At 63.3% G+C, this 24631-nt stretch carries 21 protein-coding genes; 6 read left to right on the forward strand and 15 right to left on the reverse strand.

Annotation, left to right across the window (positions count from 1 at the left end; translation table 11 throughout):
• Positions 1 to 8: 8 nt before the first annotated feature.
• Together R3F72_RS05955 and R3F72_RS05960 are read right to left on the reverse strand one after the other, a co-directional pair.
• A complete protein-coding gene (locus tag R3F72_RS05955; protein WP_332779168.1) occupies positions 9 to 1223 on the reverse strand; it encodes an MFS transporter in 1215 nt (404 codons plus the stop codon).
• Positions 1220 to 2185, reverse strand: a complete 966-nt coding sequence (locus R3F72_RS05960; protein ID WP_087718404.1) for a GlxA family transcriptional regulator — start codon at positions 2183 to 2185, stop codon at positions 1220 to 1222. The genes R3F72_RS05955 and R3F72_RS05960 overlap by 4 nt, the downstream gene beginning before the upstream one ends.
• 193 nt (positions 2186 to 2378) lie before the next feature.
• On the opposite strand from R3F72_RS05960, the gene R3F72_RS05965 reads away from it, so the two are divergent.
• Positions 2379 to 3677, forward strand: coding sequence for a carbohydrate porin (locus R3F72_RS05965; protein WP_332779169.1), 1299 nt, complete (start codon positions 2379 to 2381; stop codon positions 3675 to 3677).
• Between the two features lie 71 nt (positions 3678 to 3748).
• Here R3F72_RS05965 and katG read toward each other — a convergent pair whose 3' ends face one another.
• The 4 genes from katG to R3F72_RS05985 all read right to left on the reverse strand — a co-directional run bounded on the left by katG (position 3749) and on the right by R3F72_RS05985 (position 9230).
• Entirely contained in the window at positions 3749 to 5908 is a 2160-nt protein-coding gene (gene katG / locus R3F72_RS05970; RefSeq protein WP_303856347.1) for a catalase/peroxidase HPI, read from the reverse strand.
• A gap of 185 nt (positions 5909 to 6093) precedes the next feature.
• Positions 6094 to 7623, reverse strand: a complete 1530-nt coding sequence (locus R3F72_RS05975) for a tripartite tricarboxylate transporter permease (RefSeq protein WP_332779170.1) — start codon at positions 7621 to 7623, stop codon at positions 6094 to 6096.
• 2 nt (positions 7624 to 7625) lie between these two features.
• Positions 7626 to 8111: a tripartite tricarboxylate transporter TctB family protein gene (locus R3F72_RS05980; protein WP_332779171.1), complete on the reverse strand. Its 486-nt coding sequence runs from the start codon at positions 8109 to 8111 to the stop codon at positions 7626 to 7628.
• A 138-nt stretch (positions 8112 to 8249) separates the two neighbouring features.
• Complete coding sequence (locus R3F72_RS05985) at positions 8250 to 9230, reverse strand: Bug family tripartite tricarboxylate transporter substrate binding protein (RefSeq protein WP_332779172.1); 981 nt, start codon at positions 9228 to 9230, stop codon at positions 8250 to 8252.
• Positions 9231 to 9645: 415 nt separating this feature from the next.
• Here R3F72_RS05985 and glnE point away from each other — a divergent pair, with 415 nt between their 5' ends.
• Positions 9646 to 12603: a bifunctional [glutamate--ammonia ligase]-adenylyl-L-tyrosine phosphorylase/[glutamate--ammonia-ligase] adenylyltransferase gene (gene glnE / locus R3F72_RS05990; RefSeq protein ID WP_332779173.1), complete on the forward strand. Its 2958-nt coding sequence runs from the start codon at positions 9646 to 9648 to the stop codon at positions 12601 to 12603.
• A 68-nt stretch (positions 12604 to 12671) separates the two neighbouring features.
• Positions 12672 to 13289 carry a YrbL family protein gene (locus R3F72_RS05995; RefSeq protein WP_071229814.1) on the forward strand — a complete coding sequence of 206 codons (618 nt, stop codon included), beginning with the start codon at positions 12672 to 12674 and terminating at the stop codon, positions 13287 to 13289.
• 170 nt (positions 13290 to 13459) lie between these two features.
• Here R3F72_RS05995 and trhO read toward each other — a convergent pair whose 3' ends face one another.
• The 5 genes from trhO to R3F72_RS06020 form a co-directional block, all read right to left on the reverse strand.
• Positions 13460 to 14410, reverse strand: a complete 951-nt coding sequence (gene trhO, locus R3F72_RS06000; RefSeq protein WP_332779174.1) for an oxygen-dependent tRNA uridine(34) hydroxylase TrhO — start codon at positions 14408 to 14410, stop codon at positions 13460 to 13462.
• A gap of 153 nt (positions 14411 to 14563) precedes the next feature.
• Entirely contained in the window at positions 14564 to 15535 is a 972-nt protein-coding gene (locus R3F72_RS06005) for an ornithine cyclodeaminase family protein (protein ID WP_332779175.1), read from the reverse strand.
• A gap of 193 nt (positions 15536 to 15728) precedes the next feature.
• Complete coding sequence (locus R3F72_RS06010; protein WP_332779176.1) at positions 15729 to 16379, reverse strand: FMN-binding negative transcriptional regulator; 651 nt, start codon at positions 16377 to 16379, stop codon at positions 15729 to 15731.
• Between the two features lie 2 nt (positions 16380 to 16381).
• Positions 16382 to 17131 carry a GNAT family N-acetyltransferase gene (locus R3F72_RS06015; protein ID WP_332779177.1) on the reverse strand — a complete coding sequence of 250 codons (750 nt, stop codon included), beginning with the start codon at positions 17129 to 17131 and terminating at the stop codon, positions 16382 to 16384.
• A gap of 4 nt (positions 17132 to 17135) precedes the next feature.
• A complete protein-coding gene (locus R3F72_RS06020; RefSeq protein ID WP_332779178.1) occupies positions 17136 to 17582 on the reverse strand; it encodes a GNAT family N-acetyltransferase in 447 nt (148 codons plus the stop codon).
• Between the two features lie 155 nt (positions 17583 to 17737).
• Between R3F72_RS06020 and pdxR the strand changes: the two genes are divergently transcribed.
• Positions 17738 to 19183 (forward strand): MocR-like pyridoxine biosynthesis transcription factor PdxR, encoded by a 1446-nt coding sequence (pdxR, locus tag R3F72_RS06025; RefSeq protein WP_332779198.1) that lies wholly within the window; start codon positions 17738 to 17740, stop codon positions 19181 to 19183.
• 15 nt (positions 19184 to 19198) lie between these two features.
• On the opposite strand, the gene R3F72_RS06030 is transcribed toward pdxR, so the two are convergent.
• Together R3F72_RS06030 and R3F72_RS06035 are read right to left on the reverse strand one after the other, a co-directional pair.
• Positions 19199 to 20488, reverse strand: coding sequence for a mechanosensitive ion channel family protein (locus tag R3F72_RS06030; protein ID WP_332779179.1), 1290 nt, complete (start codon positions 20486 to 20488; stop codon positions 19199 to 19201).
• Positions 20489 to 20649: 161 nt separating this feature from the next.
• Positions 20650 to 21165: a YchJ family protein gene (locus tag R3F72_RS06035; RefSeq protein WP_332779180.1), complete on the reverse strand. Its 516-nt coding sequence runs from the start codon at positions 21163 to 21165 to the stop codon at positions 20650 to 20652.
• Between the two features lie 130 nt (positions 21166 to 21295).
• Between R3F72_RS06035 and R3F72_RS06040 the strand changes: the two genes are divergently transcribed.
• Positions 21296 to 22012, forward strand: coding sequence for a DUF3581 family protein (locus R3F72_RS06040; RefSeq protein ID WP_087718417.1), 717 nt, complete (start codon positions 21296 to 21298; stop codon positions 22010 to 22012).
• Positions 22013 to 22175: 163 nt separating this feature from the next.
• Complete coding sequence (locus tag R3F72_RS06045; RefSeq protein ID WP_087718418.1) at positions 22176 to 22997, forward strand: ion transporter; 822 nt, start codon at positions 22176 to 22178, stop codon at positions 22995 to 22997.
• A 251-nt stretch (positions 22998 to 23248) separates the two neighbouring features.
• On the opposite strand, the gene cynS is transcribed toward R3F72_RS06045, so the two are convergent.
• Both cynS and R3F72_RS06055 read right to left on the reverse strand, forming a co-directional pair.
• The gene (gene cynS, locus R3F72_RS06050; protein WP_303854711.1) at positions 23249 to 23689 is read right to left on the reverse strand and encodes a cyanase; all 441 of its coding nucleotides are present in this window, start codon (positions 23687 to 23689) and stop codon (positions 23249 to 23251) included.
• Between the two features lie 66 nt (positions 23690 to 23755).
• Positions 23756 to 24568 carry a formate/nitrite transporter family protein gene (locus R3F72_RS06055; protein WP_303854713.1) on the reverse strand — a complete coding sequence of 271 codons (813 nt, stop codon included), beginning with the start codon at positions 24566 to 24568 and terminating at the stop codon, positions 23756 to 23758.
• Positions 24569 to 24631 lie beyond the last annotated feature (63 nt).

Genomic DNA, 24631 nt, shown 5'->3' on the forward strand with positions numbered 1-24631 from the left:
CGCCGGTTTCATTCGGCATCCAGCCCAGCGATCCGCTGGGCTTTTTCATGCTCCGCTTTTCGTGACAGCAGCATGACGACCCACATCGCCGCGACCAGCGGGATCAATGTCATGTTGAGCGTCTGCCAGCCGAGCCAGGCATTCAGCGGGCCGGCCAGCAGCGCCGAGAGAGTCGTCAGCGAGAAGACGGCGCAGTCGTTGATGGCCTGGACGCGGGGCGCCTCGCCGGGCTGGTAGGTGGTGGTCAGCCAGGCGCTGGCCGGCAGGAAGGTGAAGTTCCAGCCCAGGCCCAGCAGCAGCAGACCGGCGCCGAAGGCCCAGAGCTGGGGCGTCAGCCAGGCACACAGGGCGCTGCCGAGCAGGCACACGGCGCCCGCCGCGATCATGTTGGCGTGACCGAAACGCCGGGTCAGGCGTCCGGTGAAAAAGGAGGGCGCGAACATCGCCAGCATGTGCCATTGGATCACGCTGGCGACCTCGCCGAAGGCGTGGCCGGCCTGCGACATCGCCAGCGGGGTGGCGGTCATCGCCAGATTCATGACGGCATAGCCCAGCGCGGCACTGGCTATCGCCGCCAGCGATTGCGGTTGCCGCAGCAGCAAGTGCAGGGAACGGGCGGGACGGGGCGCGTCTCGATCGTTGGGGTCGGGCAGCACAAGGGCCTGTAGGATTATCAGGGCTGCGAGATAAAGGCCCGCCAGGCCGAAGAAACTGCCCAGGAAGGGAACCTCGAAGATATTTTGTAATCGCCGGGCCATCCACGGGCCGAGTAGGGCGGCGACGATACCGCCGGCCATTACCAGGCTGATGGCGCTGTCACGCTGGCGAATGTCGGCGGCGCCCACCGCGGCGAAGCGGTAGAGCATGCCGACGCCGATGCTCATACCGATGGCGAAGGTGCCGAGGTTGAATAGCCAGAAGTGTTCGTCGATCAACGCCAACAGGCAGCCAACGATGCCTGCCAGCCCGACCAGGTTGCCGATCAGAAAGGTGCGTTTGCGACCAAGGCGCGCGGTGAGCCAGCCGGCCGGCAGGGTTGCCGCGGTCAATCCCAACAGCTGTGCGGCCACCGGCAGCGTGCTCCAGTCGGCGGAGGGGGAGAGTGCCGCTCCGATCAATGGCGACGAGGCGATCAGCAGCACATTGCCGCTGACCAGTAGCGCCTGGCACAGTGCCAGCCCCCACACGGCAACCGGCAGGCGAGCCGATACTGGTGATGTCATGAGACCTCCGGTTGTCGATGACCGAAACGCGCACGGTAGACACTGGGTGCAAGGCCATAGTGGCGCTGGAACAGGCGTCTGAGTTGTTCGCTGCTGCCCAACCGGCAATGTTCGGCAATGCGCGACAGCGAGGCATCGCTCTCCGCCAGCGATCGACGCGCCGATTCGAGCCGCAGGCGGGTGAGGAACTCCCCCGGCGTCATCTGCAACTGCTGGCGGAAGAGGCGCTGGAAGTGGCGGGGTGTCACTGCCATTCGGGCGGCGAGGGTCTCGCTGTCCCATGCCTGCAATGGATTCGTCAGTACCTCGTCGATCAGCCGACGCAGGCGTCCCTGGCTGGCGAGCTGGCAACGCAGGCCTTCGCTGAACTGTGCCTGGTCGCCGGGGCGATGCAGAAACATCACCAGTTCGCGGGCGACGCGGCCGGCCAGCGCATCGCCATGGTCACGGGCCACCAGCGCGAGCGCCAGGTCGATGCCGGCCGTGACGCCTGCGCTGGTATGGATGCCGCCACTCTCCAGATAGAGCGCCTCGGCGCTGACTCGTATTCCGGGGAATTCAGCGGCGAGCCGCTGCGCCTGGCGCCAGTGAGTGGTGGCGCGTCTGCCTTCGAGCAGACCGGCCCGGGCCAGGGCAAAGGCGCCGGTGCAGACCGAGCCGACTCGGGGCGTCGAGCGCGCGCGTTCACCCAACGCCTGGACGATGGTGTCGCCCAGCGCATGGACGCCATGGCCGCCGGCAATCAGCAGGGTATCGCCCGGCGTGGTCTCGGCCAGGGCATGGGTGGCTATCAGGGACATGCCACTATTGGTGCGTATCGGGCCTGCGGTTGCGGCCAGCAGGCGCAGTCGATAAAGCGGTGCCGCAGCTTCGTCGTTGGCGCTGGCGAAAACCTGCCAGGGGCCACTGACATCCAGCAATTGGCAGTCGGTGTAGGCGAAAAGGTCGATGGTGTGCGTCATCTAGCGGCATCCGGAAAGCGTCGTCACAGTCTGAAGCCGCTGCGGGATGTCGGCAATGACATCGATCCCACCAAAAACGACACCTCATTCTTTAGTCGACTTTACAACTTTTGGATGTTTTCCGGTGCTTTCCATGGAGAGGATTTGCGGATTATTCTTAAAGTTTATTCTACTAACTAAGTTGGAGAACGCCATGTCACCTTCAATTTCTCGCCGTGTCGGTGGATTGCCATTGATGCTTATGGGTAGCTTGTTTCTGGCGGGTTCGGCTCAGGCCTATTCCGCGTTTTCACCGGATTCCCCCTACATGTTTGGTGACTGGGGTGGCGAGCGCACGGCGCTGGAAGAAGCCGGAGTCTCTTTCAACTTCGACTACGTGGGTGAAGCGGCGACCATTCTCGATGGCGGCTACCGCGACAGCCACGTGACGAAGTACGCGGATCAGTTCGCGGTCGGTGCCAATTTCGATCTCGACCGTCTCGTGGGGATTCCCGACGCCGAGTTCCAGGTCACGGTGACCAACCGTAACGGGCATAGCGTCAACGACCGCATGAGCGATCCCGATGCGACCGTCGGCGGTTCTTCGGTGCAGGAAGTGCAGGGGCGCGGGCCGGTGACGCGGCTGACGCAGTTCTGGTATCGCCAGCGCTTCTTCGACGATGCCCTGGCGGTCAAGCTGGGACGAATCCCGTTCGGCGACGACTTCGCCACCATCGACAGCAACTTCCAGAACCTGGCGTTCGGTAGCGGGCAGCCCGGCAACCGGGGCAACAACATCTATAACTGGCCGATCGCGCAATGGGCCGCGGTGGTGCGTGCCGACTTCACGCCAGAGTGGTATCTCCAGTTCGGCGCCTTCGACGTCAACGACAGCAACCTGGAAAACGACAACGGCTTCGATCTGCGCACCAGTGGCAGCGATGGCACGCTCTATCCGGTCGAGCTGGGCTTCACGCCGACGTTGAACGGCCTGCCGGGCGCCTACAAGGTGGGTTATTACTACAACGACGTCGACAGTCGCGCCTACGGCGATCGGCCCGCCAGCAGCACCACCAACGCCGGCCTCTACTACGTGGTTCAGCAGCAGGTGACCACCCGCGACGGCAATTCGGACCGAGGCCTGACGCTGTTCAGCATGGGCAACGCCAACCATGGAGATACCGCCGGCACCGACCGCTATGTCTCGATCGGCGCGACCTACGCCGGCCCCTTCGACGCCCGCCCGCAGGACGACGCCGGCATCGGGCTGGCTTATCTGCACGTCAACGACGACGTCAACGATTACATCGACTACTACAACGCCATGCCCGGCAATACCCTCTCGCCGTTGCCGCGCCAGGGTCACGAGTACGATGCCGAAATCTATTACAGCTTCAACCTCACCAACTACCTGACGCTACGACCCAACCTGCAGTACGTGGTCAATCCATCGGCGGTGGATTCCGTCGACAATGCCTGGGTTGCCGGCACCACGCTCAAGGCGAGTTTCTGAGCGAAGCGGGCACAAGAAAACGGCGGCCCTAGGGCCGCCGTTTCTTGGGCGTTTTGCCGATACGGATCGACCTATGCCAGGTCGAAGCGGTCCAGGTTCATCACCTTGGTCCAGGCGGCAACGAAGTCCTTGACGAACTTCTCCTTGGCATCGCTGCTGGCGTAGACCTCGGCCAGCGCGCGCAGTACCGAGTGTGAACCGAACACCAGATCGTTGCGGGTGGCGGTGTACTTCAACTCGCCGCTCTTGCGATCCTTGCCCTCGAACAGTTCGGCCTCGCCGTCCACCGCTGTCCATACGATGCCCATGTCCAGCAGGTTGACGAAGAAGTCGTTGCTGAGCACGCCGACCTTGTCGGTGAACACGCCATGGCTTGCGCCATCGTGGTTGGCGCCCAACACGCGCAGGCCGCCGATCAGCACGGTGAGTTCCGGCGCGGTCAGGGTGAGTTGCTGCGCCTTGTCGATCAGCAGCGTCTCGGTGGGGATGCTGAACTTGCCCCGCTTGTAGTTGCGGAAACCATCGGCGATCGGCTCCATCGCCGCGAAGGAGTCGACGTCGGTCTGTTCCTGAGCGGCATCGACGCGGCCCGGTGCGAACGGCACTTCGATCTCCACGCCCGCCGCCTTGGCGGCCTGCTCGACGCCGACATTGCCGGCCAGCACGATCACGTCGGCCAGCGAAGCCTTGCCGGACGTCACCTGGATTTCCCGAAGCTTGGGCAGGACCGAGACCGCGATTCGGTTGACTTCCCAATCCTTCTGCGGTGCCAGGGCCAGGCGTGCGCCGTTGGCGCCACCGCGCTTGTCACCACCACGGAAGGTGGAGGCCGAGGCCCATGCGGTGGAGACGAGTTCGGAGACCGACAGGCCGGAATCGGCGATCTGCGCTTTCAACTCGGCGACGTCCGCCGCGCTTGGCGCGTGGATCGGAGCCGGCAGCGGGTCTTGCCAGATCAGGTCTTCCTGCGGCACTTCCGGGCCGAAGTAGCGAGCCTTCGGACCCATGTCGCGGTGAGTCAGCTTGAACCAGGCGCGGGCGAAAGCGTCGGCGAAGGCCTGCGGATCGTTGAGGAAGCGACGCGAGATCTTCTCGAACTCGGGATCGAAGCGCAGCGTGAGGTCGGTGACCAGCATGGTCGGCTTGCGCTTCTTCGACGGATCGAACGGGTCGGGGATGATCTCCGGTGCGTCCTTGGCCTCGTACTGGATGGCGCCGGCCGGGCTGCGGGTCTGCACCCATTCGTACTTGAACAGGTTCTCGAAGAAGTAATTGCTCCACTGGGTCGGGGTCTGGCTCCAAACCACTTCCAGGCCGGAGGTAATGGCGTCGGCGCCCACACCGCTGCCATGGCTGCTGGTCCAGCCCAGGCCCTGCTGTTCCAGCGATGCGGCTTCGGGGTCCGCACCGACCTTGTCCGCCGGACCGGCACCGTGGGTCTTGCCGAGGGTATGGCCGCCGGCGATCAGGGCGACGATCTCCTCGTCGTTCATCGCCATGTTGCCGAAGGTGGCGCGGATGGCCGGGGCCGCCGAGAGCGGGTCGCCACTGGCGTTCGGGCCTTCCGGGTTGACGTAGATCAGGCCCATCTCGGTGGCGGCCAGCGGATTGTTGGCCAGGGTTTCCGGGTCACGGTGCGCCAGCCAGGTCTTCTCGTCGCCCCAGTTGACGTCCATGTCCGGTTCCCACACGTCCTCGCGGCCGGCGGCGAAACCGAAGGTGCGGAAGCCGGAGGATTCCAGCGCCACGTTGCCGGCGAGGACGATGAGGTCGGCCCAGGAGATCTTCTGGCCGTACTTCTGCTTGATCGGCCACAACAGGCGGCGGGCCTTGTCCAGGCTGACGTTGTCCGGCCAGGAGTTGAGCGGAGCGAAGCGCTGCTGGCCACGACCGGCGCCGCCGCGGCCATCGACGAGGCGATAGGTGCCGGCACTATGCCAGGCCATGCGAATGAACAGGCCGATATAGGAGCCCCAGTCGGCCGGCCACCACTCCTGCGAGTCGGTCAGTACCGCCTTGAGGTCGGCCTTCAGTTCGGAGTAGTCGAGTTTCTGGAATTCTTCGCGATAGTTGAACTGCTCACCCAGCGGGTTGGAGCGCTCGGAATGCTGGTTCAGCAGGTCCACGCGCAACTGGTTCGGCCACCAGTCCTGATTGGTGGTGCCGCTGCCGGCGACGGTCGTACTGGCCTTGCCGGAAAACGGACACTTCGCTTCGGTTTCGTTCGACATCTCTCTATCCTCATCTTCTTATGAATCCAGTGGCCGAGCCGGCACGGCCGAGCGCCACCGGAGGCTGGAAAGGCAGACTACGGAGAGATTTACGATTTGTTAAATTGAATGAAGATAGGTTTCTGATAATTTTTTACTATTTAATACCGGGCCCGCCGGCTGTCGGCGGGCCTGGCGGTCGTGGCTCAACTTGCGGGAGGCGTACCCAGGCTGTTGTCCTTGGGTTTGCGGATGACCATGAAGTAGAAGAACACCACGGTCAGGGCGAGGAAGAACAGACTGTCGGGACTGGTGAGGAAGATCAGCGGATTACCGTCATTGATGGAGAGCGCGCGACGGCAATACTCCTCCAGGCTCGGGCCGAGCACGAAACCCAGCAGCAGGCAGACGGTGGGATACTTCTGCTTGCGCAGGAAGTAGGCCAGCACGCCGAACACCAGCGCCAACGCCATCTGGAACGTGGAGTAGGTCGCCACGTAGCTGCCCACCAGCGCGACGATGGCGATGCTCGAGTAGAGCACGTCACGGCGGATCGAGACGATCTTGAGAAAATAGGGGCCCAACAGATAGAGCGTCAGCGGGATCAGGATCAGGGCGCTGACGAACAGCGAGGCGAACATCGGCGCGATCAGATCAAGCTGCTGGGTCATGAACTGCGGGCCGGGCTGCAGACCGTTGATGACCAGCACGCCGAGCACGATCGCGGTGGTCGGATCGCCGGGGATGCCGAACGTCAGCATCGGCACGAAGGCGCCGCCGCACATCGAGTTGTTGGCGCACTCCGAGGCCGCGATGCCTTCCGGGTTGCCCTTGCCGTAGCGCTCGGGATGCTTGGAGGAGCGCATCGACTCCGCATAGGAGACGAAAGCCGCCATGGACCCGCCGGCGCCGGGCAGGATACCCACCGAGTAGCCGATGACCGCGCTCTTCAGGTAGCGCATCACGCCGATTTCCCGAACTTCCGCCAACGGCGGAATGAAATCGCGACGGCGCACCTTGGCCGCCTGGATCATGCTGGGGTCGACGGTTCGGCTGTTGCGGCTGTCGGCCTGGATCAGCAGTTCGCTGATGGCGAAGGTGCCGATGATCAACGGCATCATGTCGATGCCCTGCACCAGCACGCTGGTGCCGAAGGTGAAGCGGGCCAGCGGCTGCACCACATCGATGCCGATGGTGGCGATCATCACGCCGAACAGCGTGGCGATCATCCCTTTGGTGATCGACCCTCGCTGGGAAATGATGATCACGATCAGGGCGAAGGCGATCAGCGAGAACTTGCCCGGCGTGCGGATCAGCAGGGCGACGTCGGCTGCCAGCGGCGCCATGACCATCAGCAGCAGCGCGCCCAGCGAACCGCCGATCATCGAGCCTAGTGCGGCGTGGCCGAGCGCCTTGGCGCCCTCGCCGCGCTGCTGCATCGGGTAGCCTTCCAGCGCGGTCATCATCGACGACGGCGCGCCGGGAATGTTGATGGTCGTGGCGGTGATGCTGCCGCTGCACATGCCCGCCATGAAGATGCTGGCGCAGGCGACCAGCGCCGTGGTCACGTCGAGGCTGTAGGTGAGCGGCAGCAGTAGGGCGATGGCCAGCACCGAGGTCAGGCCCGGCACCGCGCCGAAGAAGGTGCCGATCAGGAAACCGCCGATCATGTAGAGCAGGGTTTCGGGGTTGGCGAGGGCGGCGAAGCCACCCAGCAGGCCGGAAATCGAGTCCATGGTCATTGGCTCCAGAGCGTGGGCAGGCGGACCTGGAAGACGACTTCGAACAGCAGGTAGCCGGCGATGGTAATGACAATGGCGGCGATCAGCTTGCTTAGCCATTTCTCCCTGAATCCGCCACCGAATACACCGCTCAGCAGCAGCACGTAGACGAATGTGGCGACGAAATAGCCGATCAGGTCGAACGCCAGCAGGTATCCCGCCGTCAGCACGATGACGCCGATCGCGCCGAGCGAGAGTCCGGCGTACTGTCGTCTGCGCTGGGCAACGTCTTCGCCATCATCATCGCCGGCCGCCTCTTCGGTGGGCGTCTTGGGCTTGCCGCGCAGCGCATGGACCATGGCGCAGGTCAGCGCGATCAGCATGAGGACGGCGGTGGCGATGGGAAAGAAGGACGCGGTCATGTTGCCGCCCTTCATCGGCGGGCCGAGCTGGATCGCCGAGATCAGGTAGACGAGGGTGATGAGCGCCAGCGCCGCCGGCACGAAAAACTCACCGCCCAGGCTCGAGCTCTGGGTTGACTGTCGAGATGAGGGTTTAGATGTCATGAAGGCACCTGTAGCTACGACGCTGCGCCATGCGAGAGGCATGGCGCAGTATGGATAGGATCGAACGCGAGTGACTTATTTCTCCAGCACGCCCTTGTCGACCAGTTCATCCATGGTGTCGAAGAGCTGCTGCTGGGTGTCATTCGCCCATTCGGTCACGTCGTCGGCACCCAGCCAGGCAGGCGTGACGCCGATCTTCTTCAGCCACTGCTGGAACTCGTCGCTCTCGTAAGCTTCGTGATAGGTGGCTTCCAGCTTCTCGATCACATCGTCCGGGGTGCGCGCCGGTGCCACCATGACGATGAAGCTGCCCATCTGCAGGTCCAGGCCGGTATCGGTCTCGGTGACCGGCGGCACGTTGGGGAAGCCTTCGTTCTGGGTGTCCGAGAACTCGACCAGGCCGCGGGCCTGACCGGACTCGATCAGCGGTGCCAGGTCGCCGAGGCTGGTGACGACGGCGTCCACTTCGCCATTGAGCAGCGCTTCCTTCTGCGACGCCGCGCTGTTGTCGTAGGAGACGATCTTGAACTCGGCGCCGGTCAGATCCTGAAGTTGCAGCAGGGTCAAGTGGGTCCTGGCGCCCATGTTCTGAATGCCGATGCGAATACTGTTGGGCTCCTCCTTGGCAGCCGCGATCAGATCGTCGAGCGTCTGGTAGGGGGAGTTTTCCGGTACGGTAATCGCGTCGGCTTCGCTGGTGATGCGGGCGATCATGCGCATCTTGTCCATGTCGAAGCCGGGCAGCATGTTCTTCCACGGGATCGTGATGATGCTGTCGTAGGTGATCGCGGCGACGGTCTGCCCATCCGGACGCGCCTTCATCAACTGGAGCAGGCCGGTTGCCGTCATGCCGCCTTCCACGTTCTCGACATACATCGAGACGGGCAGCGACTCTTCGGCGATATTGGAAACCTTGCGGACGATGGCGTCGGTACCGCCGCCGGCGGCCGCCGGCACGATGACGCGGATATCCCGGTTCGGGAAATCGGCCTGGGCGGCGCCGGCCGCCAACGATGCGAGGCAGGCGATGCCGAGGAGTGTCTTCTTGAGCTTCATGGCGTATCCCTTGCTTGATGGTGCAGTTCGAGAGTGGATCCACGGGCGGCGTTCTCTCGTTCGAGCTAACGCCCGCTGGACCCGACGAATTGGCTTGTGCCTTTGTAGCCGTTTTATTCGTACGATGTAATACAACCTTGGTGTGACATCATCGATAATCTGCGACTTAGGTTTTGTCTGAAAAGTCGTCGAGCGAAGGTCAGGCAAGGCAAAAATCGGCAAAAAGACGGAGTTTACGCGGTGTAAATGAGTACTTTGAGCCGATTTTTAACGCCGTATGGCCGAGCGCAGACAGTTTTCAGACAAAGCCTAGGCTCGGGCACGATCTGCATCGCTTGGGCCTGACACGGGGCTTCGCTATGCTGGCGGAGCATTCACCAGTCAAGACCCCGACAGCAGCCGCCTGGAGTCCCTCATGTCGTTACCCGAGTCCTGGTTTGCCCAGACCGACATTCCCGTTGCGCTGGAGAACGCCTGGCAAGAGGCCAGGCAGCGCCTGGATGCGGGGCTGGATGCCGCCGGTGCCGATCCGGCCGTCACCGACGCCTGGCTCTCCCTGAGCGATGTGCGTCGGCGCGAGCTTGCCCGGCTGGTCCTGCTGTCCGACTTCGCGCTGGACGCGCTGGTGACGCGACCGGCGCTGCTTCCCGGCCTGATCGACAGTGGCGAGCTGGAGGCGGCGCCGAATCGGGCGCAGATCGAAGACGCGCTGCACCAGGCGCTGGCAGAAGCGGACGACGAAGCATCGCTCCACAGGGCGCTGCGCCGTTTTCGTCAGGCCCGGATGCTCGGCATCGTGTGGCGGGACCTCAACAGTGCCGAGATGTGGCAGACCGCCGCCAAGGTTTCGGAACTCGCCGAGGTCTGCCTCGAAGGCGCGCTGGGTTGGCTCGAGACGCATCTCGCGCCCCGGTGGGGCAGCCCTGCACCGCGCCGTGACGGCTCGCCTCAACGCCTGATCGTGCTGGGAATGGGCAAGCTCGGCGCCGGCGAGCTCAATCTCTCCTCGGATATCGACCTGATTTTCGCGTTTCCGGAGAAAGGCACGACCCGGGGCGGGGAGCGCGAGTATGACCATCAGCAGTACTTCACCAAACTGGGACAGAAGCTGATCGCCGCGCTGGACGCGATCACCGCCGACGGCTTCGCCTTCCGGGTCGACATGCGCCTGCGACCGTTGGGCGACGGCGGGCCGCTGGTCGGCAGCTTCAACACCTTCACCAGCTACTATCAGGATCAGGGGCGCGAGTGGGAGCGTTACGCCATGCTCAAGGCGCGCCCGGTCGCGGGCGATCTCGATGCCGGGCATGAACTGCTCGATGAACTCAGGCCCTTCATCTATCGCAAGTATCTGGATTTCGGCGCGATCGAATCGCTGCGCGAGATGAAGGCGATGATTCACCGCGAGGTCAAGCGGCTAGGGCGGGACGACAACATCAAGCTGGGGCGCGGCGGGATCCGCGAGGTCGAATTCGTGGTCCAGGCGTTCCAGCTGATCCGCGGCGGCCGGGATACCGAGCTTCAGGTCACCTCGCTGCGGGAGGCCATGGCGCGCCTGGTCACGCTCGAACTGCTGCCGCAGCCGGTGGTCGACGAGCTGCGCGAAGATTACGTCTTCCTGCGGGATCTGGAGCACGCGCTGCAGGCACAGCAGGATCGCCAGACGCAGCAGTTGCCCGACGACACCGAGAACCAGGCGAGGTTGGCGATGGCGATGCGACTGCCGGACTGGGCTGCCTTGAAAGACGCGCTTTCGGCCTGCCGCGAGCGGGTTCGACGCCATTTCGATGCCGTGGTCGCCGATCCGGACGACGAGTCGCCGGCATTCGACGACTCGCCCCGGGATGACACTGCCTGGCGACAGCTGTGGCAGGGCGAGATGGACGATGCCGAAGCCGAGCGGGTAATGGCGGCGGCGGGCTACGAGCTGCCCGAGGCGCTGCGACGACTGAAGACCTTTCGCGACTCCCGCGGCGTGCAGTCGATGCAGCGGATCGGCTACGAGCGCCTCGAGGCCGTCATGCCGATGCTGCTGGAGGCCGCCGCCGAGAACGAGGCGCCCACTACCGCCCTGGAGCGGGTGCTGCCGCTGATCGAGGCGGTGTTGCGACGCACCGCCTATCTTTCGCTGCTGCGCGAGAACCCGCAGGTTCTGCCGTCGCTGATCCGGCTGTGCGCGGCCAGCCCCTGGATCGCCGAACAGCTGGCGCGCCACCCCATTCTGCTCGACGAACTGCTGACCCCCGCGACGCTCTATTCGCCCGCCGACAAGCAGCGCCTCGCGGACGAGCTGCGCCAGACGCTGGCGCGGATTCCCGAGGACGACGAGGAGGGCTGGCTGGAGGCGATGCGGGTCTTCAAGCAGACCCAGGTACTGCGCGTTGCCGCTTCCGACATTGCCGGCGGGCGCGTGCTGATGAAGGTCAGCGACTATCTGACCGCGATTGCCGAGGTGGTGCTGGATAGCGTGCTGCAGATGGCGTGGCGCTCGCTGACCGCACGGTACGGACACCCCAGCGCCAGAGACTCGGCCGGTCAGGCGGCCTTTCTGATCGTCGGCTACGGCAAGCTGGGCGGCATCGAACTGGGGTACGGTTCCGATCTCGATCTGGTATTCCTCTACGATGCCGCGCCTCGGGGCGTGACCGATGGCGCCAAGTCGATCGACAACCTGGTGTTCTTCACCCGGTTGGGGCAGCGCATCATCCATCTGCTCACTGCGACCACGCCCAGCGGCACGCTCTATGAAGTCGACATGCGGCTGCGCCCCTCGGGTAACGCCGGGTTGCTGGTGTCGTCGCTGGACGCCTTTGCCGAGTACCAGCGCAACGAGGCCTGGATCTGGGAACACCAGGCGCTGGTGCGCGCGCGTGCCGTGGCGGGCGACGGCACGCTGAAGGAACGCTTCGAGGCCGTTCGCCGGGAAGTGCTGGCGCGGGAGCGCGACTGCGACGAGCTCCGCCACGAAGTCGTCAAGATGCGCCTGAAGATGCGGGAGCATCTCGGCAGCGGCGGCGAGGCGCGCGAAGCCGGCCAGTTCCATCTCAAGCAGGATGCCGGCGGCCTGGTGGATATCGAGTTCATGAACCAGTATGCCGTGCTGGCGCTGTCGGCCCTGACCCCGGCGCTGCTCGAGGTCACCGACAACATGCGGCTGATGGATGCGCTGGCCGAGAGCGGAAAGCTCCCCGAACAGGATGCGCGAAAGCTGCAGGCGGCTTATCTCGCCTATCGCGATGCGAGCCACCGCGCGGCGCTGGCCAAGCGGGGCAGTCTGGTATCCGCCGAAGCGTTCGCCGACCACCGCGAGCATATCCTGGCGCTGTGGCGACGCTGGATGGAGCCGGCCGAAAGCGAAGCAAACGATCAATGAAAACAGCGTTTGATTAAGTTATCATTATAGAGGCATGACGTCTCAATGGCGGCTCGGAGTGGCCCGCAATGTATCGACTTGTTTCTGCCAACGAAATTGCCCACGGCAACGACCGGGCCATCTTCCGGCATCCGGAACGCCCCGGATGCTGTATCAAGGTGCCGCGCTTTCCCGAGCGCGGTAGCCAGCAGAACGAGCGCGAGAAGGTCTACTTCGAGAACCTGTTGCGCCGCGGCATGGTCGATTGGCGCCATGTGCCGGCGTACTACGGGACGGTGGCGACGGACCAGGGCGAGGGTCTGGTCTTCGACTTGATCAGCGATGCCGATGGCCAGGTCTCTTCCACCATTCGGCAATACCGTCAGCGAGACGAGACGGCCTGGCTCGAGACCCAGGCGTTCTCCGACGAGCTGCAGCGGCTTTATCTTTACCTGCGCGACAACTGGATCGTGCCGTCCGACATCAACGACCGCAATATCGTCTGTCAGCGTCTGGCAGACGGCACTCAGCGGTTGTGGCTGATCGATGGCGTTTCCAACCCCGATTTCATGCCGCTGGCCAATATCTGGCCGTGGTTCGCGCGCCAGAAGATCGATCGCCGCATGAAGCGGTTCTTCACCAAGCTGACGGCCTCCGGGCTGCTGCCGGAAGCGGAAAGAGAGGAATTGCTGCGTAGCGTGCAATGAGCCCGCGACGCAGCAGGCGTCGATAGAAGGCCGGGCGTCGATAGAAAGGCAGGTGTCGATAGAATGCTGCGACGAAAGCCCATCGATAAACGCCCATCGGTAAACGCCAGTCGATAAACGACGACGGCCTCTCGATCGATCCGAGAGGCCGTTTTCGTTGGCGGAGCCGATCAACGCTCCGTGGTGGTCTCGCGCGGGTTGCGGCCGATCGGATGCGGCTCGTTGCGGGCTCGGGCCAGTTCGATCTGTTTCTGCCGCTCGCGGGCGCTGGCACGGGTCTTCTCCGGCAGCGAATCCCAGCAGTGGGGGCAGCTGATGCCCGGCGAATACTGCTCCGATGCCTGGTCTTCGACCGAGATCGGCATGCGGCAGGCGTGGCACTGCTCGAAATCCCCCTCGCTCAAGTCATGGCGAACGGTGACCCGGTTGTCGAACACGAAGCAATCGCCGCGCCAGCGGGTGTCGGCCTCGGGGACCTTTTCCAGATAGCTCAGGATGCCGCCCTTGAGGTGGAAGACCTCCTCGAACCCTTCGTTCAGCATGAAGCTCGACGCCTTCTCGCAGCGAATCCCGCCGGTACAGAACATCGCGACCTTCTTGTGCCGGGCGGGATCGTAGTGCTGCTTGACGTAATCGGGGAACTCGCGAAACGACTTGGTCCTGGGATCGATGGCGCCCTCGAAACTGCCGATCGCCACTTCGTAGTCGTTGCGGGTGTCGATCACCAGCACTTCCGGGTCGTCGATCAACGCGTTCCACTGCTCCGGCTCGACGTAGGTGCCGACGCGCCGGTTGGGATCGATATCCGGCACGCCCATGGTGACGATCTCGCGCTTGAGCTTGACCTTGGTGCGATAGAACGGATGTTCCTCGCAGTAGGACTCCTTGTGCTCGAGTGCGGCGAAGCGGGTATCGCGCTTGAGCCACCCGAGCAGGGCATCGATGCTTGCGCGCGTGCCGGAAACGGTGCCGTTGATGCCCTCGAAAGCGAGCAGCAGAGTGCCCTTGACGTCGAGACGCTTCATTTCGTCGAGCAGCGGCTCGCGCAGGGCTTCGAAATCATCGAGCGTGACGAACTGGTACAACGCCGCGACGACGATCGGTTGATCGCTGATTGACATGCAGGACTCCTGGTTGTCGCTCTCGCAAAGGGCGGACCGGGTGAGGTAAGGGGCTGCCGATGCCCCGATGAACGTCGCGCATTTTACGCCGCTGAGCGCGAGCGTCCAGTGACCGACTGCCGCAGCGCGAACGGCGCCGAGTGTCGTCTTGCGTTACTGAACGGTCTCGGCGATATAGCGTGCGATCATCAGATCGAGATGGGCGCCGCCGCCATTCTTGAACACCGTGATATCGCTGTCGCTGGTTCGGCCCGGTTGTTTTCCGAGAGAGCCGTCATCAAGAGAACCGCCATCGCGATAGCCGCCAGCCAGAAGATCGTAGAAATCCGCGATCACGTCGCTTTCGGCAATGGCACCTTCGGCAATGGGGATCTTCAGCTCGCCGATGTGATGAATTGTGGTCTCCCGGCTATCGACGAACAGCCGGCTGGTTTGCAGCAATTCGTCATCCGCCTCGCGCATGTCCGCCTTGTAGGCGCCGATGAGGTCGACATGGGTGCCGGGCTGTATCCACTCTCCCAGAATCAGCGGCGCGCGTGCCATGGTGGCGCTGGAGATGATGTCCGCCGAGCGGGCGGTCGCTTCCAGATCGGTCACGGCGGTGACGTTCAGGCCGCGCTTGGCACAGGTCTCGGCCAGCGCCACGGCTTTGTCTTGGGTGCGGTTCCAGATGCTGATACGCGCCAGATCGGGGAAGAGGGTGGTGTAGGCATCGATCAGGCTCGCCGCGACCGTTCCAGCACCGCAGACCAGCAGATGACGACTGTCCGGCCGTGCCAGCAGGAGCGCGCCCAGCAACGAATCGCTGGCGGTCTTGATTTCGGTGACGAGCCGGCTCTCGATGATCGCTTTCAACTGGCCGTCGTCGGGCGAGAAGTAGAGCATCGCGCCCTGTACGGTATCCAGCCCGCGGGCGGCGTTGCCGTCGAAGACGGTGACTGCCTTGGCGCCGTAGCCAAGGCCGGGGATGAAACTCGAACGGTTGAGCAGCGTCCTGTCGGCCGGCCCCAGGAAGGTATCGCCGATTTCCGGCCGGGCGGCGCGGTGACCCTGTTTCAGGGCCTCGACTGCATCGGACCAGGAAAGTCGTTCTCTCGCTTCTTGGTAAGTGATCTGTTGAACCATGAGGCCAAATCCTTGGAATCTATCTTGAAATGACGGAGGAGGACCCAGTCAAACAGAGCTGGCCGGCAAGCGCCAGCGAATGGAAAGATGACCGTAACGAACGCCCGGGTGCCAGCCCCGATCAATGGCATTCCCGGCAGAGGATGCCGCTCTGGTCGGCAGACGCCGCTCTGATCGGCAGATGCCGCTCTGTTCATAAGACGCCGCTCAGGCAGCGAGCCGCGTCGTCGGGGTAGCCGTACTCGTCACGTAATCCCTGCAGGATCGACTCACGCTCTTCCATCGGCTTGTGCTGACTCGCCTTGCGCTTGCCTTCCAGCCGCTCGATGGTCAGTTCGACGCCGATGATGGCTCGGCACATCCCGGCAATGTAGTCATCCGGCGCGTCATCGATCGACCAGGGGGCGGGCCGGTCGCGCTCGAACCGCCGGGTCAGGCGTGCCACGGTTTGTCGCAGCCAGTCCGCGTCGTCGATCAGGCGCAGCCGGCCGTGGGCATGCACCACCTGATAGTTCCAGGTCGGCACGACCTTGCCGTGTTCGCGCTTGGCGGGATACCAGCTCGGCGTGATATACGCCTGCGGGCCGTGGAAGATCGCCAGGGCCTGACAATCCAGGGTCTGGCAATCCAAGCGGCCCGGAGCCAACGGGTTGGCGCGCGCGATATGCCCGCGCAGCGTACCCGGCGATGACCCGCCGTCGGCAGATTCGAACAGCAGCGGCAGATGGTCGGCGGTAAACTCACCTTTCTCGCTCTGCGTGACCAGCGTGGCAAACGGTGCCTGATCGATGGCCTGCTTCAAGGCGTCCGGATCATCGAGACGGAACTGGTTTGGCTGGTACATGATCAACACTCCGGCTTTGTCAGTTCGGCGGTCATCTTCGAAAGCGATTGGTGCTGGCGGCCGTCGGCATCGAAGTTGTTCGGTGTCAGCCAGCGACGATGGCACTCGCGGATCGCTGGCCATTCAGCGTCGATGATCGAGAACCAGGCGGTGTCACGGTTGCGGCCGTTGACCACGCGATGCTGGCGAAATATGCCCTCGAAGCGAAAGCCCAGGCGCTCTGCGGCGCGCCGCGATGGCGCGTTCAGCGCATCGCACTTCCACTCCACCCGGCGGTAACCGAGTTCGAAGGCGTGGCTAATCAGCAGCATCAGCGCCTCGCTGGAGATCGGCGTGCGCGCCATGCGCGGCGAGAAATTCAGATGGCCGATCTCGATGCTGCCGTCGACCGGCACGATGCGTAGATAAGTGGCCATGCCGACGGCCTGGCCGTCGGCCGGATCGATGATGGCGTAGCAGTGCGGATCATCGCTCGCGGTCATCGTTTCCAGCCAGCGTCGACAGCCGGCTTCGTCGTCGAATCCGCGACCGCCGAGATAGGTCCAGCGTGCCTTGCCGTCACGATCGACGACGACTTCGGGATCTGACGACTGCCAGGCTCGCCAGAGCGCAGGCGCGTGAGCCGAGGCATCCAGCGGCTCGAGGCGGCAGAAACGGCCTTCCAAGGTTTCGGCCCGAGGTGCCAGCGGCGGCTGCCAGCCGTCGATAACCGGGCCGACGGGCTGGCCATATTCGTTGATGAACGGAGTCATGGCATCACACGCTCAATAGGTAGGTATAAAACGCCTCGTCGCGCTGCCAGCCGAGCGCCTGGTAGCGGGACTGGGCGGTCACGTTGTCGGTCTGGGTGCGCAACATCAGCTGTGGCACGTCGTGCTCGGTCGCCAGTGCCCGGGCGGCTTGCAATAGCGCGCTGCCGATGCCGTTGCGACGAGCTTCGGGTACGACGAAGAGATCGTTGAGGATCCAGCGTGTTCCGAGCGAGGTAGTCGAGGGCACGGGAAACAGCTGCACAAAGCCGATCGCCGCGCCGCTCTCATCCAGCGCGATCAGCAGATGCGCATCGTCCCGTTCGAAGCGCCGCGCCAGGAAATGCCGTGCGCCTTCCGGGTTGCCGGGTTGCCGATAGAACTGGCGGTAGCCATCGATCAGTGCAACGAGACTGTCGATGTCCTCGGGGGTAGCGGTACGAATGGTAGGCATGGCGGGCTCCCTGGCGAGCGAACGGGGTGACGAGCGTGACGTGAGGCCAGTTTGGCCTCATGCTGGTTCCTCGATAAGGGCCAGTTGATGCAATAGTGAGGGAACCAGTGCCGCCATCTCAGGACCACCGGCTGTGGATCGTCGAAGCGCTGACCATGCAACTTGCGTTGCCATCCGTGGCGACCTTGACCCAGCGACTCTATCAGTCGCTACGAGACTGGATTCAGGAGGGCAAGCTCGGTGCCGGCACGGCGCTACCTTCCTCTCGTCAGCTGGCTCACGAGCTCGGGCTGGGCCGCAATACCGTGCTGGGCGCCATCGACCGGCTCGCGGCCGAAGGATTCGTGGAGACTCGCCGAGGCGCGGGTGTCTTCGTCGCCGCGTGGCGATCGGAAGCCTTGACGGCGGCGGCATCGGCATCCGGCAGCGCGGCGCCGTCGCTTTCCGCTCGGGGCCGGCGCATTCTCGATTTCAGCGGTGTGCTGAGCGATCGCTATACGGCCTTCGCGCCGGGCGTGCCCGCGCTGGACCGCTTTCCCCGCGAACGCTGGCAGCGGTTGTTGCGCCGCCAGCGCCAGCGGGCGCCGCTCGAATGGCACGACTACCAGCATCAGGGCGGTGTCCCGGCGTTGCGAGAAGCGCTGTGCGACTATCTGCAGTTATCGCGGTCGGTGCGTTGCCGGCCCGGGCAGATCCTGATCACCCAGGGCGCTCAGCAGGGCTTCGAGCTGATCGCCCGGTTGCTGGCCGATGCCGGTGACGCGGTGTGGGTGGAAGAGCCGGGCTACGGCGGGGCGCAGTCCTGCTTCGTGGCGGCCGGTCTGGATACCGTGCCGCTGGCCGTCGACGAGGATGGGGCGAACGTGGAGCGCGTGCCGCGGGAGACGCCACCGCCGCGGCTGATCTACGTCACGCCCTCGCACCAATATCCCAGCGGCGTGACGATGACCCTGCCGCGCCGGATGGCACTGCTGGAAGCGGCTCGGCGTCATGGGGCCTGGATCATCGAGGACGATTACGACAGCGAGTTTCGCTACGCCAGCGCGCCGATCGCGTCGCTGCAGGGGCTCGTCGACGATGCCCCGGTCATCTACGTCGGCACTTTCAGCAAGGTGCTCTACCCGGGATTGCGGCTCGGCTATCTGGTGCTGCCGGAAGCGCTGGTCGATGCCTTCAAGCGTGCCAATGCCCGGCTTCACCGGGAAGGACAGTACGTGGCGCAGGCCGCAGTGGCAGCGTTCATTGCCGAGGGGCATTTCGTACGCCACGTCGCGAAAATGCGTGGGCTCTATCGCCAGCGTCAGGCACAGCTGCGACGAGCGCTGGCCCCGGCGGCCGCGCGCGGGCTGGTGCTCTCGGCGGGGCAGGCGGGGATGCACCTGGTTGCCGAGCTGGATAGCTTCGAGCTGGAGACCGAGCTGGTCTCGCGGGGGCAGGAGGCCGGGATTCTGCTGTCGCCGCTGTCGCGCTATTTCCTGCAGCCGCCCGGCCGGCCAGGTCTGGTGCTGGGCTACGCTGGCGCCACGGAGGCCGAGATCGCGTCGGCCGGACGCTGGCTGAGCGATAGCTGGTGCCAGCTGAGCATTCGCCACGGGCGCTGAGCGCGGGCGGCCGATTCAGGCGTCGCTGTCGTCGTCCTGCGGGTCTTCCGTTTGACGGGGGCCCGGATTCGAATGGCGGCGTTGGTCATCGGGCGAACGGCGCTCGGTCCGCGACGAGGCGGTATCACGGTCGCTGCGTGACTTGGCGTCTCGCTCCTCGTCATCGGGGTGGTCGCGCTCGGGCTCCTGATGGCGAATGCCCTCGGGGAAATAGATCCGGGATGCCGGAATGGCCAGCTCCGCGCCGTGGGAGTCGATGATGTCGCGGATCTTCAACAGAATGTCCTGCTTGATCTCGTGGAAACGCTGCCAATCCGTCTCGTGGGTGAAGGCGTAGACGATGATATCCAGCGAGTACTGGCCGTAGGTGGAGAAGTTGACCGTGATCAGCTCGTTTTGATTGATCTCCTCGTGCTCCAGCAGCAGGTTGCGAATATCCCGGGCGACATTCTCGATGGCGCCGATGTCCTGGTAGCGGAGGCTGATGGTTTCCCACAGGCGACGGCTGACCATTCGGGTCGGGGTCTCCACGGAGATCTGGCTGAACCAGGCGTTGGGCACGTAGAGCGGTGGCCCGGCGAAGGTTCGGACGGTGGTGAGGCGCCAGCCGATATCCTCGACGATGCCCTCGATCTGGCGCTCGGGGGAGCGGATCCAGTCGCCGACCACGAACGGCTTGTCCAGATGGACCACCATGCCACCGAAGAAATTGGCGATGACATCCCGCGCGGCGAAGCCGATCACCAGGCCACCGAAGCCACCCATGGCCAGAATGCTCGACATCGACACGCCCAGGATCTGCAGCCCGATCAATATCAGCGTGACGATCAGGATGGCACCGACGATCTTGGTCAGGGCCGATGCCGAGGTGGGATCCACCGGCTTGGCATGGCAGTTGCCCGGCGGAAAGACCAGGCGCTGCTCCAGCCGTCGGAAAAGCCGGATGCCGCCCCAGGCGACCAGGAGCAGCGTGATCAATGCTCCGACCCGGGACAGCACGATGTTCAGTCGCTCGATCTCGAAATGGTTGCCGATCACGCCGAGGCCGACCATCAGCGCGGTAACCCAGACCCACCAGCGTAGCGGAAGACGCAGACCGTGAAGGATGGGGTCGTCCCAGCGGCGCGGCGAATTGCGCAGGCGACGCTCCATCCGGTTGAGAACGAAGTGCAGGGCGATGTCGACGATGACCGCGATCAGCAGTATCAGCGCGGGCAGCACGATCCAGCCCGGAATATGGAGCCATTGGCCGAGTTCGGTCTGGAAGCGGGAGAGAAGATTCGTGGCGCTATCAGAAATATTCATGCACCTGCTTTTCATGTCCGGAAATCGAAGCGTTTCGACGCTGCAACAGAGATCGAGCTTAGTGTGTCGATGAGTATCCGGCGCGTCGATTCGATAAAAGCGTAGCGGGACGAAGGGGCATATTCCACAGGGTGACTCGATTCGGCGTGCCTGCGATCGGTTCAGCGCAGGCAGCAGCGCTTGGCCTTCTTGCCGCTTCCGCAGAGGCAGGGCGCGTTACGCGAGGCGGTGGCGGCGGGGGGCGGATCGATGATGCCGTCGACGTAACGCCACAAGCCCTGGCGTCGGCGAAAGCGCGAACGCTCGTGAAGCACCTGCGGCGTTACCGCTGGCCCTGCACCGAACGGGCGGCAGTGTGCCTTGAACTCGACCGTTGCCTTGGCGCCGTTCTCGTGGGCATCGAGAATCTCGAGCCGCAGCCATTGTTGTTCCTGGCGGTCCAGTTGCTCCGCCGTCAGGGCCGGGTCGATGGCATCGGCCTCCCAGGTCCTGACGAGATAGTCACCGAGCCCGCCCAGCGCAAAGGCGGTGTAGCGTGAGCGCATGAGCGCTTCCGCCGTTGGCGCGGGCGCTTCCCCGCGATGGTAGATCCCGCAGCAGCGGCGGTAGGGCAGGCCGTTTCCGCAGGGGCACGGTCGAGTCTCGATGTCTTCAGAGGCTGTGGTTGGAACATTCATTTGGGTAAACTACGCTATCGTTTGTCTCTAAAAAATGTTAATGGTGCGCTGCGATTTGCCCTAACATGTGGTAAAAGTGCGGCGCCTGGAATCCCAACGCCAAGTCATTCGATACGTGGGTCGACCACTTATGTTTCTCGACGAGTTCCATTCTACCGACGCGGACCGCATCTGTATCACCGCAGAGCAGGCCAGTCAGTTTGCGCGTCAGATCGCGGGAGATTACAACCCGATCCATGACCCTTGCGCGCGGCGTTTCTGCGTGCCCGGCGACCTGCTGTTCGCGCTGGTGCTGTCCCGTTACGGGCTATCTCAACACATGACGTTCCACTTCTGTGGAATGGTGGGGGACAGCGTCTCGTTGAGCTTCGTCGAAGAGGAAGAGACCGGCACCGTCAGCGTCGTCGACCAGAGCGGTAAACAGTATCTGAGCGTCAAGCGCAGCGGCTGGACGATTCATGACCCGGGCACCGTCGAGACTTTCACCCGTCGCTACGTGGCCTTCTCGGGCCGCAACTTTCCGCATTATCTCAAGCCTCTGCTCGAAGAGAAGGGTGTCATGTTCAATCCCCAGCGCCCGCTGGTGATCTACGACAGCATGGGATTCACGCTCGAGGATCACGACCCGTGTGATCTGGATCTGGATTTCGCCGGCGCCAATCTGGACGTCAAGGGCAAGCGCGGAGAGGCTCATCTTGAATTCCGCATGAGCTGCCGTGGCCGTGACGTGGGCATCGGCTCCAAGAAACTGGTGATCAGTGGTCTCCAGGACTACGACGCGGAAAAGATGGATACGTTCGTGACCAATTTCACCCAGCTGAAACTGGCCAACCCCTGTTCGGCCTGATCGCACGCGACTCGTGTGAGCTGATGCGTCGGGGGCGCGTGATACTCGGCGGACGTTGAGCGGGCGATTCGCGTCACATCGGCCCATTTGCGGATAATGCCGTTCATCCTGTCGCGGCCAGAGGGCTGACGGGATCGGGGCGCACAGGTGAACGGGACTTGCCATGAAGGAACATGTCACCCCTTTTCAGTTTTTTATCCTGGCGCTCTCGTTCTACGTGCTGGGAGCCATGCTGGCCGAGCTTTTTCTCGATCTGCCTGCCGATATCCTCCAGTTATTCGATTATCTGGACTACATCGTCTGCTTTTTCTTCTTCATCGATTTCTGCCAGCGGTTCTACCGCGCACCCAATAAATGGCGCTATATGCGCTGGGGGTGGCTGGATCTGCTGGCAAGCATTCCTGCCGGCTGGTTTCAGGCTGCGCGTCTGGCCCGTGTCGTTCAGGTCATTCGTGTGCTCCGGGCGCTGCGGTCGCTGGAGTTGATCTGGCAACTGCTGTTTCGTAACCGGGCCGAAGGCGTATTGGCGTCGGCGGCGACGGCGACCGTGCTGCTGGTGGTCTTCGGAGCGATGACGGTATTGATGGTGGAAACGCCCAATCCGGACAGCCCTATCAATACGGCGGAAGAAGCGTTGTGGTGGGCGATCGTGACCGTTACCACGGTCGGCTACGGGGATTACTATCCGATCACGACGCTGGGGCGCATCGTCGCCGTGTTGCTGATGGTCTGCGGGGTCGGGCTGTTCGGTAGTTTCGCGGCTTACGTGAGCTCGCTTTTCGTCGAAGATCAGGAAGAGTCGGAATCCCGCCAGCACAAGGCGAACCGGCGCATGATGCGCCACATGATCGAGCAGGTGAGCGAGCTTCAGGTCGAGATCGAATCGCTGCGCCAGGAGCTGCGCGATCATCGTCGGGAGTTGGCCGAACGCCAGACGCGCGAGCACGAGGATCGTGACCGAGAGGACGATAAAGCGAAACGATGAGCGCGATGACGATATTGCATTGCCAGGGAAATATAAGGGTGCTAATATAATTTCCATCGAATGTAGATACTTCGATTAGCAGTCGTTCGAGTCGCGTCTCCTAGTAACACCCCGCCTCGCCCGCGCATCCCCCCTCTTGCGCGGGCTTTTTTTGTGCCCGATTCTTGCCCGCGCCAGTCATCACGTTTGCTGGAAGGATCAGGCTCTTGGCGTCAACCGGCTTTTGTCGTTAACCGATACGCCAAGGTTTGCTACCAGCTCTTGTAGGGCAGGAACTTGCCGTTCATGGTGACCACCACACGGTCACCCTGGGGGTCGGGCTGGCGATCGACTTTCATCTCGAAGTCGATAGCGCTCATGATGCCGTCGCCGAACTTTTCCTGAATCACGTCTTTAAGCGTCGGTCCGTAGACGCCGACGATCTCGTAGAGTCGGTATATGAGAGGATCCTGAGGAATAGCTTGATCCCAAGTCTTGGTGGGAAAGGCTTCCAACGCCGCTACCACCTCGTCACCCAGATCCAGCGTGGCCGCGATGCGCCGAGCGGCCTCGGGCGGGGCGCTGTTCATGCCGTAACAGACGGATGCGACCCACACCGGCGAGTGATCTATCGCTTCACCCAGCGCTTCCCACGAGATTCCCTTGCGGGCCTTGGCTGCCATCAGCGTATGGTGCATTTCCTGTTTGTCCATGGTTTTGCTTCTCCATTGGGCAGTTGACGTAGACGCGGTGCTCGGGTGAGCGCCGCGCCAGTTCGTTCAGATCAGATTGCGCTTGGGGCCTGTCTTGACGTGAGTGGCGTAGAGAGTCAGCCCGGTGAAAGCCAGTCCTCCGGCCAGATTGCCCAGCACCGTCGGAAGCTCGTTCCACCACATGTAGTCCCATATGGAAAAGCCTCCTCCCATGATCAAGGCAGAGGGAAAGAGAAACATGTTCACGATCGAATGCTCGAAGCCCATGTAGAAGAACAGCATGATCGGCATCCACATGGCGATGACCTTTCCGCTGACCGAAGTGGAAACCATCGCGCCGACGACACCCATCGAGACCATCCAGTTGCACAGCATGCCGCGAATGAAGATCGTCACCCAGCCGGCCAGACCATATTCGGCGTAACCTAGCGTGCGTGCCTCCCCGATCCCGGCGATCTTGTCACCCACGGCACCCGGTCCGATGGAAAAGCCGTAGGTCAGGATGAAGGCCATCATGACGGCAACGGTCAGCGCGCCGCCCAGATTGCCCAGGAAGACCCAACCCCAGTTGCGCAGTACTCGACTGAGCGTAACGCCTGCGCGACGATCCAGCAGGGCCAGCGGAGTCAGCATGAATACCCCGGTCAACAGGTCGAATCCCATCAGATAGAGCATGACGAAGCCGACCGGGAACAGAATGGCGCCGACGAGTGGCTGCCCGGTCTGAACGGTGATCGTGATGGCGAACGCAGCCGCCAGGGCCAGAATGGCGCCGGCCATGAAGGCACGGATCAGCGTGTCTCGAGTCGACATGAAGATTTTCGATTCGCCAGCGTCCACCATCTTGGTAGCGAACTCCGCAGGGACGAGATAGGACATGGTCGTTTTCCTTTTGTGTTTGTCTTGGAACTGAGATTCATAACCTACGACTGTCATCGGCGG

This window comes from Salinicola sp. 4072, from assembly GCF_036663415.1.
Classification (GTDB): Bacteria; Pseudomonadota; Gammaproteobacteria; order Pseudomonadales; family Halomonadaceae; genus Salinicola; species Salinicola salarius_A.

Bases quoted from the DNA above. Each gene is read 5' to 3' on its own strand.
- R3F72_RS05955 (WP_332779168.1), bottom strand. From the start codon at position 1,223: ATGACATCACCAGTATCGGCTCGCCTGCCGGTTGCCGTGTGGGGGCTG.
- R3F72_RS05960 (WP_087718404.1), bottom strand. From the start codon at position 2,185: ATGACGCACACCATCGACCTTTTCGCCTACACCGACTGCCAATTGCTG.
- R3F72_RS05965 (WP_332779169.1), top strand. From the start codon at position 2,379: ATGTCACCTTCAATTTCTCGCCGTGTCGGTGGATTGCCATTGATGCTT.
- katG (WP_303856347.1), bottom strand. From the start codon at position 5,908: ATGTCGAACGAAACCGAAGCGAAGTGTCCGTTTTCCGGCAAGGCCAGT.
- R3F72_RS05975 (WP_332779170.1), bottom strand. From the start codon at position 7,623: ATGGACTCGATTTCCGGCCTGCTGGGTGGCTTCGCCGCCCTCGCCAAC.
- R3F72_RS05985 (WP_332779172.1), bottom strand. From the start codon at position 9,230: ATGAAGCTCAAGAAGACACTCCTCGGCATCGCCTGCCTCGCATCGTTG.
- glnE (WP_332779173.1), top strand. From the start codon at position 9,646: ATGTCGTTACCCGAGTCCTGGTTTGCCCAGACCGACATTCCCGTTGCG.
- R3F72_RS05995 (WP_071229814.1), top strand. From the start codon at position 12,672: ATGTATCGACTTGTTTCTGCCAACGAAATTGCCCACGGCAACGACCGG.
- trhO (WP_332779174.1), bottom strand. From the start codon at position 14,410: ATGTCAATCAGCGATCAACCGATCGTCGTCGCGGCGTTGTACCAGTTC.
- R3F72_RS06005 (WP_332779175.1), bottom strand. From the start codon at position 15,535: ATGGTTCAACAGATCACTTACCAAGAAGCGAGAGAACGACTTTCCTGG.
- R3F72_RS06010 (WP_332779176.1), bottom strand. From the start codon at position 16,379: ATGTACCAGCCAAACCAGTTCCGTCTCGATGATCCGGACGCCTTGAAG.
- R3F72_RS06015 (WP_332779177.1), bottom strand. From the start codon at position 17,131: ATGACTCCGTTCATCAACGAATATGGCCAGCCCGTCGGCCCGGTTATC.
- R3F72_RS06020 (WP_332779178.1), bottom strand. From the start codon at position 17,582: ATGCCTACCATTCGTACCGCTACCCCCGAGGACATCGACAGTCTCGTT.
- pdxR (WP_332779198.1), top strand. From the start codon at position 17,738: ATGCAACTTGCGTTGCCATCCGTGGCGACCTTGACCCAGCGACTCTAT.
- R3F72_RS06030 (WP_332779179.1), bottom strand. From the start codon at position 20,488: ATGAATATTTCTGATAGCGCCACGAATCTTCTCTCCCGCTTCCAGACC.
- R3F72_RS06035 (WP_332779180.1), bottom strand. From the start codon at position 21,165: ATGAATGTTCCAACCACAGCCTCTGAAGACATCGAGACTCGACCGTGC.
- R3F72_RS06040 (WP_087718417.1), top strand. From the start codon at position 21,296: ATGTTTCTCGACGAGTTCCATTCTACCGACGCGGACCGCATCTGTATC.
- R3F72_RS06045 (WP_087718418.1), top strand. From the start codon at position 22,176: ATGAAGGAACATGTCACCCCTTTTCAGTTTTTTATCCTGGCGCTCTCG.
- cynS (WP_303854711.1), bottom strand. From the start codon at position 23,689: ATGGACAAACAGGAAATGCACCATACGCTGATGGCAGCCAAGGCCCGC.
- R3F72_RS06055 (WP_303854713.1), bottom strand. From the start codon at position 24,568: ATGTCCTATCTCGTCCCTGCGGAGTTCGCTACCAAGATGGTGGACGCT.